This window comes from Nitrospirota bacterium (assembly GCA_040757335.1).
GTDB lineage: Bacteria > Nitrospirota > Nitrospiria > 2-01-FULL-66-17 > 2-01-FULL-66-17 > JBFLXB01.
Genome location: JBFLXB010000004.1, coordinates 1 through 13708, shown reverse-complemented (window position 1 = coordinate 13708; position 13708 = coordinate 1). Strand labels below are relative to the sequence as shown.

Genomic DNA, 13708 nt, shown 5'->3' with positions numbered 1-13708 from the left:
CGCCCGGGGCCAACGACGCGTGATGCGTTGCGGACTATGCGGCGGGCGACGCGACGAACGTCCGCAACTCGTCGCCGGTCATGGTCTCTTTTTCCAGCAGTACGGCGGCCGCCCGTCGCAGCGCATCCTGACGCGCTTGCAGCGTGGCCCGCACCCGGGCGTATTGCGCGTCGATGATGGACCGCACCTCGCAGTCAATCTCCCGCGCCGTGGCTTCGCTGTAGTCCGCAGGAGCGCCGGCTGGGGCTGCCTGCAGGAACGTGGGTTGTCGTGCGCCGTCGAACGTGACCCCGCCGAGCTTGGCGCTCATGCCGTATGTCTTAACCATGCTCTTCGCAATGTCGGTGGCCTTCATCAGATCGTCTTGGGCCCCGGTGGAGACTTCGTGATAGATGATCTCTTCCGCCACGCGGCCACCCAGGAGCATGGCGATTTTATCCTCAAGCTCCGACTTGGTCATCAGAAAGCGGTCCTCGGTGGGTAACTGCAGCGTGTACCCGAGCGCGGCAACGCCGCGCGGGATGATCGAAATTTTCTGGACCGGGTGCATGCCGGGCATCGACAACGCCATCAGCGCGTGACCGATTTCGTGATGCGCCACGCGTTCGCGTTCCATGGGATTCAACACGCGGTTCTTTCGCTCAAGCCCCGCAATGACCCGTTCCACGGCCTCCTGCAGTTCCGCGGCGCCCACCAGGTCCTTGCCCCGGCGAACCGCCAGCAGCGCGGATTCGTTGATCAGGTTGGCCAGATCCGCCCCCACGAAGCCCGGCGTCATTCCGGCGATGACTTCGAGATCCGCGTCGGGCCCAAGGGGTACGCTGCGGGCGTGAACCTTGAGAATTGCCAGCCGGCCCAACCGATCGGGGCGATCCACCACCACGTGGCGATCAAAGCGCCCGGCGCGGAGCAACGCGGGATCCAGAATCTCCGGCCGGTTGGTCGCGGCCATCAGGATCACCCCGACGCGCGGATCGAACCCGTCCATCTCGACGAGGAGCTGGTTGAGCGTCTGTTCGCGCTCTTCATGCGCCATGGGTCCCATCCCGCGCGCTTTCCCCAAGGCGTCCAACTCGTCGATAAAGATGATGCACGGCGCCTTCTGTTTGGCCTGCAGAAACAGATCGCGCACCCGCGCGGCGCCCACGCCGACGAACATCTCCACGAACTCGGACCCGCTGATCGAGAAGAACGGAACTGCGGCCTCCCCGGCCACGGCGCGCGCGAGCAGGGTTTTCCCGGTTCCCGGCGGACCCACCAACAGGATGCCTTTGGGGATCTTGCCGCCCAAGCGGGTAAATTTGCCGGGGGTCTTGAGAAACTCGATGACCTCGCGCAGCTCCTGTTGCGCTTCATCCACGCCCGCCACATCGGTGAACCGCACCTTGATATCCTGCTCCATGTAGATCTTGGCTTTGCTCTTGCCCACGGTCATAAACCCGCCCTGGCCCTGACCCATCCGGCGCATGAGGAACAGCCACACTCCCGCAAACACCAGAATCGGCACCACCCAGGAGAGTAAATCGCGGAGAAAGGTGCTCTCGATCACGCCCGTGACTTTCACGCCGTGGGCCTCCAGATCGCGCAAGAGGTCCGGATCGTCCACTCGGATGGTGTTGAAAAGACGCGCCGAGTCCCCGGCTTGGTCGGCTTTGAGACGGCCGTGAATCGTGGCGGTTGAAATCGACACCTCTTCCACCTTGTCTCCCGCCACCGCGGCCTTGAAGTCGCTGTAAGAGAGCTCCGAGGGGCCGAAGGCGGGAGTCACGAACAACTGGATCAGGGCCACGACCCACAGCGCCACCACCACGTACCAGATCGAGAACCGTAGCTGTTTCTTGTCCATCGTGACGCACTCCTCGATCCTTGATACACGGCCCGCCCCACAAAGCGCAAGGGCTCGCCGGTTGCGCCGCCGGCGAACGGTTTGCTACGGTGTGAGCATGTCGCGTGCACCGATCAAGAAACAACGAGCGGACTTGGCTTTGGTGGCCCGCGGCCTGGCCCCCAGCCGCGCGCGAGCCCACGCGCTGATCTTGGCGGGGCTGGTGAGATCCGGCGATCGCCCGGTCGAAAAACCCGGGGAGTTCGTCGCGGCGGACGCCACGTTGCACGTCGAAGGTCCCGAACATCCCTACGTCAGCCGCGGAGGAATGAAACTCGCCGCGGCGCTGGACGCGTTCGGGATCGACCCCCACGGCCTGGTGTGTCTGGACATCGGGGCATCGACCGGCGGGTTCACCGACTGCCTGCTCAGGCGGGGGGCGACCCGCGTGTGGGCCGTGGATGTCGGATACGGACAGTTCGCATGGGAACTCCGCAGCGACCCGCGCATCCGATTGGTGGAGCGCGCGAACATCCGGAGCTTGCCGCGCGCCACCATCACCGACCCGATCGATCTCGCGGTCATCGACGTGTCGTTCATCTCCCTGCGCCTGGTCCTCCCGAAGGCCGCGGAGTTTCTCCGGCCCGAGGCGCGGGTGATCGCGCTCGTCAAACCGCAGTTCGAAGTAGGACGCGCGCACGTCGGCCGGGGCGGGATCGTCCGAGACCCGGCCCAGCGGATCCGCGCCGTGGAGGACGTGGTGGCGGCGGCCGCGGGGTCGGGACTGGCCTGGAAAGGGACGATCCCCTCGCCGATCCAGGGGCGGGACGGCAACCAGGAGTACCTGGTCGCGCTCGTCGTCGCCCCCCGCGCTTGATCGCTCGGGCACCTTCAAGTACTATTTCGGTATGCGCGGTGCGTCCGCGATCGTGGGGCTCGTCGCCCTCAGCGTGACGGTCGGGTGCACCCTTCCCTCTACGTTCCACGCCATCCGCCAAGAACTCGCCGCGCTGCCCGCGGAGCCCGCTTCCCCGGCGGACCCGGAGCTTCGACGGTTCAAAGGCGTGGTGCACGTCCATACCCACCTCTCCCACGACAGCCGCGGCGATGAAGATGAGATCGTGCGTGCGGCCCGCGCCGCGGGTCTGGACTTCGTGATGTTGACGGATCACAACCGCCCCGCGATCTTCGAGTCCGGCATGGCGGGTGAACGCAACGGCGTGCTCCTGATCCGAGGCGCCGAGTTTCGGTGCGACGACCAGTACCTGCTCGCCGTCGGGATCGACCGCTTCCTCGACCCCCAGGGTCTGACCTGCGCCGAGGTGGCGACCGCAATCACGGCGCAGGGCGGGCTGCCAATCGGCGCCCATCCCAACCGGCTCACGTTGTGGGACGAACCCTCGGTGGCCGGGGTCGAAGTCTGGGACCTGTACGATGAAGCCAAGACCCACCGCTGGCGGTACCTGGCATGGGCGCTGGACGTGGCGGTCTGGTACGGCACTTATCCCGGAGAGATCTTGTCCAGGACGATCCGGCGGCCCGACCGCGCGCTGGCGGCCTTCGACCAACAAACCACTCGGCGCCGCTTGACCGCCGTCGCCACCCCGGACGCGCATCAGAACGTCCGCGTATTGGGGCGACAACTCGATCCCTACCCATTGGCGTTTCGGCTCGTGCCGCTGTATGTCCTGGCCCCCGATCGCACGCGGGACGGCTTGCTGGCCGCCCTTCGCCAGGGTCGGGTCTATTTTGCCTTCGAGGTGTTCAAGCCCGCCCCGGATTTCGAGTTCCGCGTGATTGACGGGACCGGGACAGCGTGGCACATGGGCGACGAGGTGCCGGTCGCGCACGGGTTGACGGTCGAGGTCTTCGCACCCCATCGCGGGCTGATCACCGTGCTGCGCGACGGGCGCCCCGTGGCGCACGCTGAGGCCGCTCGTCTCTCGCTGCCCGCGCCAGGGGCTGGGGTCTACCGCGCGGAAGTAGCGCTCTCGGTGCAAGGACAATGGCGTCCGTGGATCTTCTCAAACCCCATTTACGTGCGCTGACCGTCGGGGTATTGCTGGCCCTCCCAGCGAGCGGCTGCCTGCCCATCGATCACACGCCGGTCGAGTCCACCTCCGCGTTCACCGCGGCGCTCGCTCAAGCCGACCGGGTGACGCCGATCGAGCCGCAGCCTCTGCTGGCCGGAGCCGCTCGGGTGGACATGACGCCGACCGGCTCCCCGCCCCTCGCGGGCTATGGCAACCGCCTGGGCCGACCGTCCCAGGGCGTACACGACCGGGTGTACGCTCGCGCATTGGCGCTGGCCGCAGGCGAGCGCACGCTCGTGCTGGTCTCCCTGGATCTCCTGGCCGTCACCGACGACATGGTGACCGCCATCGAGGCGCGCCTCGATCGCGAGGTCAACGTGGCGGGCGGGGACCTGATCGTTGCCGCAACCCACACGCATTCCAGCTTCGGCGCCGTCGCCCGCAGGGTGTGGGAGAGCTTTGCGGCCGGCGAGTACGACGAGACCCTGTTTCGCTTCTTGGTGGATCGTGCGTCGACGGCCGCGATTACCGCGATACGCGACCTTGCCCCCGCCGAAGTCGCGTGGGGGGAGGCCATGGCGCCCGATCGCGTCACCAACCGCATGATTCCCGACGGATATGCCGACGCCGCGGTCCCGTTTCTGGCGGTGCGGCGACCCGCCGGGATCCCGCTGGCGACCGTGGTCAATTTTTCCGCCCATGCCACGGTCCTCAAGGCGGACAACGCGCTGTTGTCGGGTGACTATCCGGGCGCGTTCGCTCGCTCGCTGGAAGAGCGGGGCGGGGTGGCCTTGTTCACGGCCGGCGCGGTGGCTGATCAAACCGGCGTCCCACCGGAGGCTCGGGATCGGTTCACAGCCACGGAGGCCATGGGCGTTGATCTCGCGGATCGCGTCCAGACCGCCAGGGATCGCCTGCCCGCAGACACCTGGGCTGGTCGCGCGGCGCTGGGCTCCTGGCGGTTGACGCTCGACCTGCCGGCCTCGCAGATCAAAGTCTCGCCCCACCGACGTCTTCCGCGGGTGGTCGGCGATCTGCTCTTCGACCGTGCCACCAGCGTCACCCTTGCGGTAATCGGCGACGGGATCCTCATCGGCGTGCCGTGCGACCTCTCCGCGCAGATCGGCGCGGCCTGGAAGGCCGAGGCCACTCGCTTGGGCCGACGCGCCGTGGTCGTTGGATTCGCCAATGACTATGTGGGGTACGTGATCCCTTCGGAGTATTACGAGACCCCCCACTACGAGGCGCGAATGTCGTTCAACGGCCCGTACATGGATCGCTATCTGTCCGCGGTGGTCTCCCGCGGTTTGTCGCGCCTGGGTCCGCTCCCACCGGTCGCGCCGTGATTTCGCGGCGCGCAGTCTTGCTCGCGGCCCTCGCGGTGGCGGGCTGTCGGCCTCGGGTGAGCATTCCGGATGCTCGCCGGCCGCTCGGGCCCCTGCCGCAGGCGCCGCCCCGCGACGGCCGACTGCTCGCCAAGGCGCTGCGGTTCGAGGCGGCCATGATCCCGCACCTCACGCCCGAAGGGCTTGTGCTCAGCGAGCGTCGTGACCCGCCGGACCCGAATGATCCACTCAACGCTCAGGACGCCGCGATCTGGACCGGCTGCTACGTGGCGGCCGAGGCGTTCCGGTGGATGGCCACCCGCGATCCGGCAGCGGCCGAACGCCTGGACCGCGGTCTCGCGGGTCTGCACCTCCTCCACGACGCCACCGGCGTTCCCGGCGTGCTGGCGAGGATGGTCAAACGCGCGAGCGGCCCGGTGCCGCGAGAATGGCCGACGTGGCGGCAGGGCTCAGGGCCGTGGCGGGCATTTCGCTGGCTGGGCGACGTGAGCGTGGACCAGTACGCCGGCGTGTTTTTCGGGTACGCCGCGGCCTTCGAGGCGCTGGAAGAAGATGCTCCCCACCGCGAGGAGATCGCGCGGCGCGTGGCCGCGCTGGTCGACCGTTTGATCGCGCACGAGTGGCGGATCGTGGACGCGGACGGCCGCCCCACCAAACACGGCGACCTCGCCGGCGGGGCGTTGACCGAGCCGCTCAACTCGCTCTTGGCATTGACGTTCGCGAAGGTCGCGGTGTCGGTCACACGGGCGGAGCGCTTCGACCGCGCGTACGCGACCCTGCTCGATCGCGGATACGGGCGCGCCGCGGTGCGCGCGCGCGATCCCTGGTGGGAGTATCTGTTCGGCGTGAACCACTCGGACAACAACCTCGCGTACCTGGGCCTGTACCCGCTGATTCGGCTCGAGCGCGACCCGGAACTCGTCGAACGATACCGCGAGGCGTTAGGGCGCGTGTGGGGCGTGGTTCGGGCCGAAGGCAATCCGTTCTTCGCGTTCATCACCCAGGCGGTGGAAGACCCGGGGTGGCGCGACGAGACCGCCTTGGCGTTGGCAATGGACACGCTGACGCGGTTTCCATTTCCCAAACGCGACGAGACCGTGGTCAACAGCACGCGACGCGACGTGTGCCGCGCCTGGTTCGACGACCGACACGGCGCCCCCCAGGCTTGCCGGCCGGTCCCGGTCGATGAGCGCCCGCGGTCGTCGTTCGAATGGGCCTCCAACCCCTATCGACTCGATCGCCGCGGCGACCCGCGCGTGTCCCTGGCTGGGGTGGACTACCTGGTCGCCTACTGGTTGGGACGCCGACACGGATTCCTGGCCGATGCGCAGTAAGCCGTTCGCCGTCGCAGCCCGCGCCGCGCGCCTCGGCCTGGTCCTGACCCTCACCGCGTGCGCAGCTTCGGTGCCGGTCCCGGATCGGTCTTCGTTTCCGGTCCCGGATCGGCACACCGCGCTGTTCGACGTCCCGCCCGTGCCGTTGCAGCCGCGGATCGGCTCGGTCAAACGGCGCGGGACCTACACGGTCAGCCGACTCACGTTTTCGTCGGTCCTGCACGCGCCGGGCGTGGAACCGGTCGAAGCCTTCCTGTACCTTCCCAACGAGGGGAAGCGCTTTCCGCTCGTGCTGCTGCTGCCGATTACGCGCGGCGATTATTTTTCACAAGGCTTCGCGGTCTATTTTGCCGAGCAGGGCTACGCGTGCGTCCGCTTTCGCAGCCAGGGCGACATCGGCCGGCTCTACGGCAGCCCCGCGAGCCTTCCGTTATTTCGGGATCTGTTGCGGGCGCGGGTGATCGACGCGCGCCGTGTCCTGGACTGGGCGCTCACGCGCCAAGAAATCGACGGTGGTCGGATCGCGCTGGTCGGCATGTCGCACGGCGCGCTGGTCGGGAGTCTGCTCACCGCCGTGGAACCCCGAATTCGCGCCGCGGCGCTGCTCCTGGGCGGCGGCAACCTGGCCGGCATTATCCGCGACTCCCACCAGTCCTCGCTGGAGCGCATCCGGGACAGTCTGATCGCGGAGCAAGGCCTCACGCGCCGGTCCTTTAACGAGTCGGTTGCGCCCACGCTCGAAGACGTGGACCCCCTCACCTACGCGCCCCTGGTATCGCCTCGCAAGGTGTTGATGATCAACGCCCGTTTCGACCGCGTCATCCCTCGATCGTATGTCGAGGCTCTTTGGCGCGGGTTCGGACGACCGGATCTGGTCTGGCTGCCCGCAGGGCACTACACCGCCGGGCTGTTCTCCTCGTACGCCCGACACAAGATGCTGGCGCACTTTACGCGGATCTTTGAGGAAGGGCCGTGAGGCGCGGGACCCAGTTAGGGCGGGAGTCGCAGATCCAGCGGCGCCGGGGCCAGGGCCAGATTGTTGCCTTCACGGCTTTCCGCCACGGTGTTGGCGCCGTCCACCTTGGCGATCAGAAAGTAGCGGGCCGTGGACAAGCCGCGTGGTGGGATCGGCAGGTGCGTTTCGGCGCGGGAGTCGGTTCCGGGCTGGAGGGACGGCACCAGCCGGTACCCGAGCGAGACGTCGCCTTGATCCCATACCCCGTTTCGCGACAGAAAGAACAGGATCCCGCAGCCGTCAGCGCTCCGATTGCCCTGGTTCGAGACCGCGTCGCGGACCACCACGGCGCCGCCTTCCTGACGGGCCGACAACTCGGCGACCACCAGGTCCGGTCCCAGGCGGAACCCGGCGGCGAGCCGGGATCGGTTATTGTCCTCGTCCGATTCCGCGATCCGTTGGTCCGGATCCACCTCGGCCATCAGCCCGTACTCCCCGGCGGGGAGATCGCCGGGCGTCACGAGCACGTCGAACAACGCCGTGCTGTTCGCCGCCACCTCCGGCAGCGCCGCGGACTCCTGGGCTCGGGTGACCGGATCGTCGCGGAGGGTCCACAGCACGCCGACCGAGACCGCGGGCGCCGTGTGAGTCCCGCGGTTTCGCACGCGCCCCGTGACCTGCGCGCCCTCGGCCCGGTTGGTCGCGCGAAGGTCCTCGATCACCAGATCGGGGCCGAGCGCCAGCGGCACGCCCCAGAGCGCGTCGGTCGCGCGGGGCGGCGCCGCGGCGGGATCGGCGGGAAGCACCCTCGCGATCACGTAATACCGTCCCGGAGGCTGCGGGGGCACGGCGGGCCTCAGGTCGAACTCGGCCCGGCCGCCCGCTGCAACGGCGGTCACCGGCCGTTGATCGAGGCGCACGTCGTCGGCGTCGATCACGCCGTCGCGGGACAGGTACACTTCCAGCACACCGGGTGCGCTGACGTGGTTGGGCAACGGATTGCCGACGGTGACCTGTATGGAGGCCGACGCGCCATCGGGCGTCAACGCGCCGTGCAGCGCGACCGGCCGGGGCAGGTCAGCCGCGGCCGCTCGGGAGGCGACTCCGAGTACGGCGAACAAGAGCCCCGCGACCAACGGGACTCCGCGCCACCGCGTCATTCGTGGGGGAGGCCGCGTGGACCGGGTCCGCCCTCGGACACCTTGATTTCTCCGAAGCGGACCTCGTATCGAGTGATGTTTTCGCGCAGCGCGAGAAAAAATCGCTTGGTGTGGCTCGGGCTGGAAATGATTCGCGCCCGAACCTTGGCTTTGGGCTGCTGGGGCTGGACGAACAGGAAATCGAACAGAAACTCCGTTTCCGTATGCGCCACCAACGCAAGGTTCGTGTAAATGCCCTGCGCGACGCCGTCGTCGAGTTCGACCTGAATTTGGAGGGGCGGATTCGGCGGTTCCGGGGTGCTCACGACGATCTCGCGGACGCAGCGAAGGACTGTACCGGATCATGACAGCCAAGTCAATTCGGCCAGTGCGGTCGGTCCTCCAGGCGGCGATAAGAGCGCGGCGCTGCAACCGCCCTTTGATCATCGCCCACCGGGGCGCGTCGGCCGCGGCCCCCGAGAACACGCTTCCCGCGTTTCGACTCGCGCTCCAGGCCGGAGCGCCCGTGATCGAGTTCGACCTGCACCAGACTCGAGACGGCGAGCTCGTGGTGATCCACGACGCCTCGCTCCGGCGCACCACCGGAGTGCGCGCGGCGGTTGGAACCCGCTCGCGTCGCGAGATCACGGGACTGGACGCCGGAGCGTGGTTCTCACCGGCGTTCGAAGGCACACGGGTCCCGACGCTTCGCGAGGTACTGCGCGTGCTGGATGGGAGGGCCGCCGCCAATATCGAGCTCAAAACCGGAAGGAAGCGGCTCTACCCGCACCTCGAATCGAAGTTGCTGCGAGTGCTGCGCCGCCTCGGTTGGGCTCGCCGGGCGTTGATTTCGTCGTTCCACGTGCGCTATCTCGAACGCCTCCGGCGCCTGGACCGCTCGATCGCGATCGGCGTGCTGGTGCATCCCTGGTCGCTGCGCACCGCGCTGGCACGAGCCAGGCGCCTTGAGGCGTGCTCCATCCATCCTCCAGCGCGCGTCGTGACGGCGGATCTCGTCCGCACGATCCATCGCGCAGGGCATGCGGTGATTCCGTACACCGTGGACCGCGCGCGCGACAAGGCTCGGTTGTTGCGCCTTGGGGTCGATGGCTTTTTTACCAACCGCCCGTGAGCACACCGCTGTGGCTTGACGGTCTGGCCGCTCGACTCTACCTTTAGGCCGCACCCGGTTCCTGGCAAGGAGACCCTCATCGCCCGCAAACGTCTCGGCGACTTGTTGATCGAACGGGGCACCCTCACGCCCACGCAACTGGAGACCGCCCTGGCGCGCCAGCGGGAGACCGGCGGACGCGTGGGCGAGACATTGATCGAGATGGGCTACCTCACGGAGGGCGAGTTGTTCGCCATTCTCGCGAGCCAACTGGGTCTGCCGCAACTCGATCCCTCGCAGACGCCCAGCGACCCGGACGCCCTGCTGCTGGTTCCGCCCGCCGTGGCCCGAAAATACACCGCGCTTCCCATCCGCTTCGAGGGCAAGCGGCTGGTGGTCGCCCTTGCTGATCCCCTCGATTACGAAGCGATCCAGGACCTCGGGTTTTGCAGCGGCGCGCCCGTCCAGCCCGTGCTGGCCAGCCGGCGCGCCCTCCTCGAGGCGATCGACGCGCGGTACAAAGCCGCGGAATCCGACCCTGATCGCGAGGGCGCGCTGGTGGAGGCCCTGGTCGAAGAAAGCTCCTCGCAGTTCAGCGACGTCCGAGTGGAGCTGGTCCCCGAAATCTCGCTCACGCCCGAGGAAACCAAATCCCTCGCCGACCGCAGCCGGCTCGCGCCCATTATCCGCTTGGCGAACATGATCCTGACCAAAGCGGTCACGCTGCGAGCCAGCGACATCCACATCGAACCCGAGAAGCGCGAGGTCCGGGTGCGCTACCGCGTGGACGGATTGTTGCGTGAAGACATGCGCCTGCCCAAGTGGGTGCAAGGAGCATTGGTCTCGCGGCTCAAAGTCCTGGCCAAGCTCGACATTGCGGAGCGACGACTCCCCCAGGACGGCGCGGTGCGGGTCATGGTGAACCAACAGGAGTTGGACCTGCGGGTGTCGGTGGTCTCGGTGCAACACGGGGAAAAAATCGTCATGCGCGTGCTGCAATCCTCGGCGGCCCAAGCGTTGGGCCCCTTCGGGATGTCGCCGCGCGATGAGGCCTTCATGGCCTCACTCCTGACGCACCATAAGGGGCTGATTCTGGTGACCGGGCCGACAGGCAGCGGCAAAACCACCACCCTGTTTCGGATGATCCAACGCCTCGCCACGATCGCGGTCAATATCGCGACCGTGGAAGATCCGGTGGAATACCAGCTCGAGGGGGTCAATCAGATGCAGGTCAACGCGGAAATCGGCCTCACGTTCGCGGCCTGCCTGCGGGCGGTCTTGCGCCAGGATCCCGACGTGATCCTGATCGGGGAGATCCGCGACGCGGAGACCGCCCAGATCGCGGTTCGTGCCGCCATGACCGGCCATCTGGTGCTCTCCACCCTCCACACCAACGACGCGCCCTCCACCTTGTCGCGCCTAGTGGATCTGGGCGTGCCGCGGTACCTCGTCGCCTCTCAGGTGGTGGGGGTCATTGCACAGCGCCTGGTCCGGCGCCTCTGCGAGACCTGCCGCCGCAGGGATACCGCTACCGAAGAGGAATTGCTCACCTTGCGCGTCCCGCACAAGGTCGGACGGTCGATGAGCGTCCACCGCGCCGTGGGCTGCCCGGCGTGCCAACAAACCGGGCACAGCGGGCGACTCGGCTTGCACGAAATCCTGGTAATGACCACGCGGCTGCGCGAACTGGTGATGGCCGGTGCTCCCGACCACGAAGTCCAACACGAAGCCCTGGCGGCCGGGATGACCACGCTCTTTCAGGCCGGCCTCGCGATGATTCGCGAGGGCGCCACCAGCGTCGACGAACTGCTCCGGGTAGTGGAAGTGGAGGGGTCGTACGAGACGTTGTGCGCCACGTGCCAGGGGGTCCTGCACTCGGACTTTCTCACCTGCCCCTCGTGCGGCACCCCGGTCGCGAATCGGTGTCCGCAGTGCGGGAAAACCCTCCGCGAAGGATGGACCTACTGTCCGCGCTGTCGCCGCAAGGAGGATCACCCCGCGGTCGTGGAACTGTCCCCCCTCCAGAGTCGGCGGGGGCGCCGCGCCGTCAATGAATAGTCCCGCGTCGTGATTCCGGCCCTTTCCTTGCCTTGTTCGCACCGCACTCCTATACTCCAGGCGTTTTACTGATCCCTCATCAGCATGCCTGAGACGCACGTCCGCTTCGCGGCGCCTCCCTTCGAGGCTCGGCGGTGACAGACCGTCCCGCTGGTTGGCACGCCGTCTGGCTCGCGCTGCGCGCGTGGCGCACCGCCGCGGTCACCCTTCTGTCCTTCTCCTCCGGCCTCCCACTGGGCCTGGTGTGGATCGCGATCCCGACCTGGCTCGCGCAGGAGGGCGTGGACATCAAAGTCATCGGCCTGTTCACCCTGGCCCAAGCGCCGTGGACCTTCAAATTCGCGTGGGCGCCGTTGATGGATCGCTACAGCCTGCCGATCCCGCGCCTGGGCCGAAAACTCGGGTGGGCGCTCGCCACACAAGTGGCGCTCCTGGCGCTCACATTCTGGTTGGCGCGTTTGGCCCTTCATCCCGACGCGGTGTGGATCATCGGAACCGTGTCGCTGGCCATCGCCTTTGCGTCCGCGAGCCAAGACATCGCGATCGACGCGTACGCGGTGGAGGTGCTTCGGCCTGAGGAGCAGGGCGTGGCCGTGGGGGCGCGGACCGCGCTCTACCGCGCGGCCATGTTCACGGCCGGCGGCCTGGCGATTACCCTGGCCGGCCTGTGGTCGTGGCCAACCGTGTTCGCGGTGCTCGCCGTCTTCTACGTCCCGATATTCTTCGTCACCGTGGCGGCGCCCAAGCCGGACGAGGCGGCCGCTCCCGCCCCGCGTAGCCTGCGCGAGGCGGTGTGGGACCCGTTCGTCGGCTTTCTCGGCACGCATCGCGCGTGGGAGATCCTGGCGTTCGTGGTGCTCTACAAGCTCGCTGACAACCTCGCGGGTGCGCTGGTGCGGCCGTTCCTGGTACAGGTAGGGTTCGACAACATCGACGTCGGCGTGGCCACCGCCACCATCGGCCTGATCGCCACGCTCGCCGGAACGTTCCTGGGCGGCGCGCTGACCACCGCGATCGGCCTGGGCCACGCGCTCTGGATCTTCGGCGCCCTGCAGATCGTCTCCAATCTGGGCTATGTGGCCGTGGCGATGATCGGCCTTAACCGGCCGGTGATGTATAGCGCGATGGGCTTCGAGAGCCTCACCACCGGCATGGGCACGGGCGCGTTCGGCGTGTTGCTGCTGCGCATGACGCAGAAACGCTTTTCCGCCACGCAATACGCGCTCTTCTCCAGCCTCTTCGCGCTCCCGCGCCTGCTGGCGGGACCTGTGACCGGTGTGCTGGTGGATGCGATCGGTTGGCGGGACTTCTTTCTGTTCACCATGCTGGTCGGCATCCCCGGCATGATCATGCTCCAACGATTTACCCCCTTGGGAAGTCGCGAACCGCGGCTGGCACCGGACACCGCGCAACGCGGCAAACCCTTGTCGCCCGCCGCACTGCTCGCGCGCGGCATGGTAGGCGCGGTGCTGGCCGCTGCACTCGCCGCGTTCAGCGCCGCAGCCCTTGCCGGCATGAAGGCCGTGCACAAGGATCCCACCGCCTCGTTCGCGCTGCTCTCGCGCCTCGGGGACGTGTTCACGCCGGAGACGGTCGGCACCTGGGCGCAACTTGCCGGCATCGCGTTGTTCGGGGTGGTGGTGGGTCTGGCTGTCGCCGCCACCGCGGCGGCACGGGCGGGCGTCAAACCACGCGACGAGCGCCAGCGGCCGGTGGCCTGATCTTAGCGCTCGGGAAAGCGGTGTTTCGATGAACCGTCCGTCCCCTCGAAACTAAAGATTGTCGGGTAGACCCGGGTGTTGCCACCCGGGTCCCCCACAGATCCGGACGTGCGCGATTCGCGCATCCGGCTCTTCAGCTCACGGATTCGCTGCGTGACGGTAGATGGAATGGACAACCGTTGGTTT

12 protein-coding genes are annotated in these 13708 nt (G+C 67.6%); 8 read left to right on the top strand and 4 right to left on the bottom strand.

The genetic code is table 11. From position 1 onward, the window contains the following. Positions 1-34 precede the first annotated feature (34 nt). Entirely contained in the window at positions 35-1846 is a 1812-nt protein-coding gene (gene ftsH, locus AB1451_03670) for an ATP-dependent zinc metalloprotease FtsH (GenBank protein ID MEW6682009.1), read from the bottom strand. 97 nt (positions 1847-1943) lie between these two features. On the opposite strand from ftsH, the gene AB1451_03665 reads away from it, so the two are divergent. From AB1451_03665 to AB1451_03645, 5 genes are read left to right on the top strand one after another with little or no spacing between them, the layout of a single operon-like run. Next, positions 1944-2702 carry a TlyA family RNA methyltransferase gene (locus AB1451_03665; protein ID MEW6682008.1) on the top strand — a complete coding sequence of 253 codons (759 nt, stop codon included), beginning with the start codon at positions 1944-1946 and terminating at the stop codon, positions 2700-2702. Positions 2703-2733: 31 nt separating this feature from the next. Then, positions 2734-3873 carry a PHP domain-containing protein gene (locus AB1451_03660; protein MEW6682007.1) on the top strand — a complete coding sequence of 380 codons (1140 nt, stop codon included), beginning with the start codon at positions 2734-2736 and terminating at the stop codon, positions 3871-3873. After that, positions 3840-5204 (top strand): neutral/alkaline non-lysosomal ceramidase N-terminal domain-containing protein, encoded by a 1365-nt coding sequence (locus AB1451_03655; GenBank protein MEW6682006.1) that lies wholly within the window; start codon positions 3840-3842, stop codon positions 5202-5204. Before AB1451_03660 ends, AB1451_03655 begins: the two co-directional genes overlap by 34 nt. After that, on the top strand, positions 5201-6538 hold the full coding sequence (locus AB1451_03650; protein MEW6682005.1) for a hypothetical protein: 1338 nt from the start codon (positions 5201-5203) through the stop codon (positions 6536-6538). Before AB1451_03655 ends, AB1451_03650 begins: the two co-directional genes overlap by 4 nt. Further along, on the top strand, positions 6528-7514 hold the full coding sequence (locus tag AB1451_03645) for a CocE/NonD family hydrolase (GenBank protein MEW6682004.1): 987 nt from the start codon (positions 6528-6530) through the stop codon (positions 7512-7514). Before AB1451_03650 ends, AB1451_03645 begins: the two co-directional genes overlap by 11 nt. A 14-nt stretch (positions 7515-7528) precedes the next feature. Here AB1451_03645 and AB1451_03640 read toward each other — a convergent pair whose 3' ends face one another. Next, positions 7529-8653 (bottom strand): CARDB domain-containing protein, encoded by a 1125-nt coding sequence (locus AB1451_03640; protein MEW6682003.1) that lies wholly within the window; start codon positions 8651-8653, stop codon positions 7529-7531. Beyond that, positions 8650-8958 (bottom strand): DUF3467 domain-containing protein, encoded by a 309-nt coding sequence (locus tag AB1451_03635; GenBank protein ID MEW6682002.1) that lies wholly within the window; start codon positions 8956-8958, stop codon positions 8650-8652. The genes AB1451_03640 and AB1451_03635 overlap by 4 nt, the downstream gene beginning before the upstream one ends. A gap of 38 nt (positions 8959-8996) precedes the next feature. Here AB1451_03635 and AB1451_03630 point away from each other — a divergent pair, with 38 nt between their 5' ends. The 3 genes from AB1451_03630 to AB1451_03620 all read left to right on the top strand — a co-directional run bounded on the left by AB1451_03630 (position 8997) and on the right by AB1451_03620 (position 13522). Next, complete coding sequence (locus AB1451_03630; protein MEW6682001.1) at positions 8997-9764, top strand: glycerophosphodiester phosphodiesterase family protein; 768 nt, start codon at positions 8997-8999, stop codon at positions 9762-9764. Positions 9765-9779: 15 nt separating this feature from the next. After that, positions 9780-11801, top strand: coding sequence for an ATPase, T2SS/T4P/T4SS family (locus tag AB1451_03625; protein MEW6682000.1), 2022 nt, complete (start codon positions 9780-9782; stop codon positions 11799-11801). A 134-nt stretch (positions 11802-11935) separates the two neighbouring features. Next, positions 11936-13522 (top strand): MFS transporter, encoded by a 1587-nt coding sequence (locus tag AB1451_03620; GenBank protein ID MEW6681999.1) that lies wholly within the window; start codon positions 11936-11938, stop codon positions 13520-13522. 2 nt (positions 13523-13524) lie between these two features. On the opposite strand, the gene AB1451_03615 is transcribed toward AB1451_03620, so the two are convergent. Next, on the bottom strand, positions 13525-13708 hold a 184-nt coding region (locus AB1451_03615), incomplete at its 5' end, for a hypothetical protein (protein ID MEW6681998.1).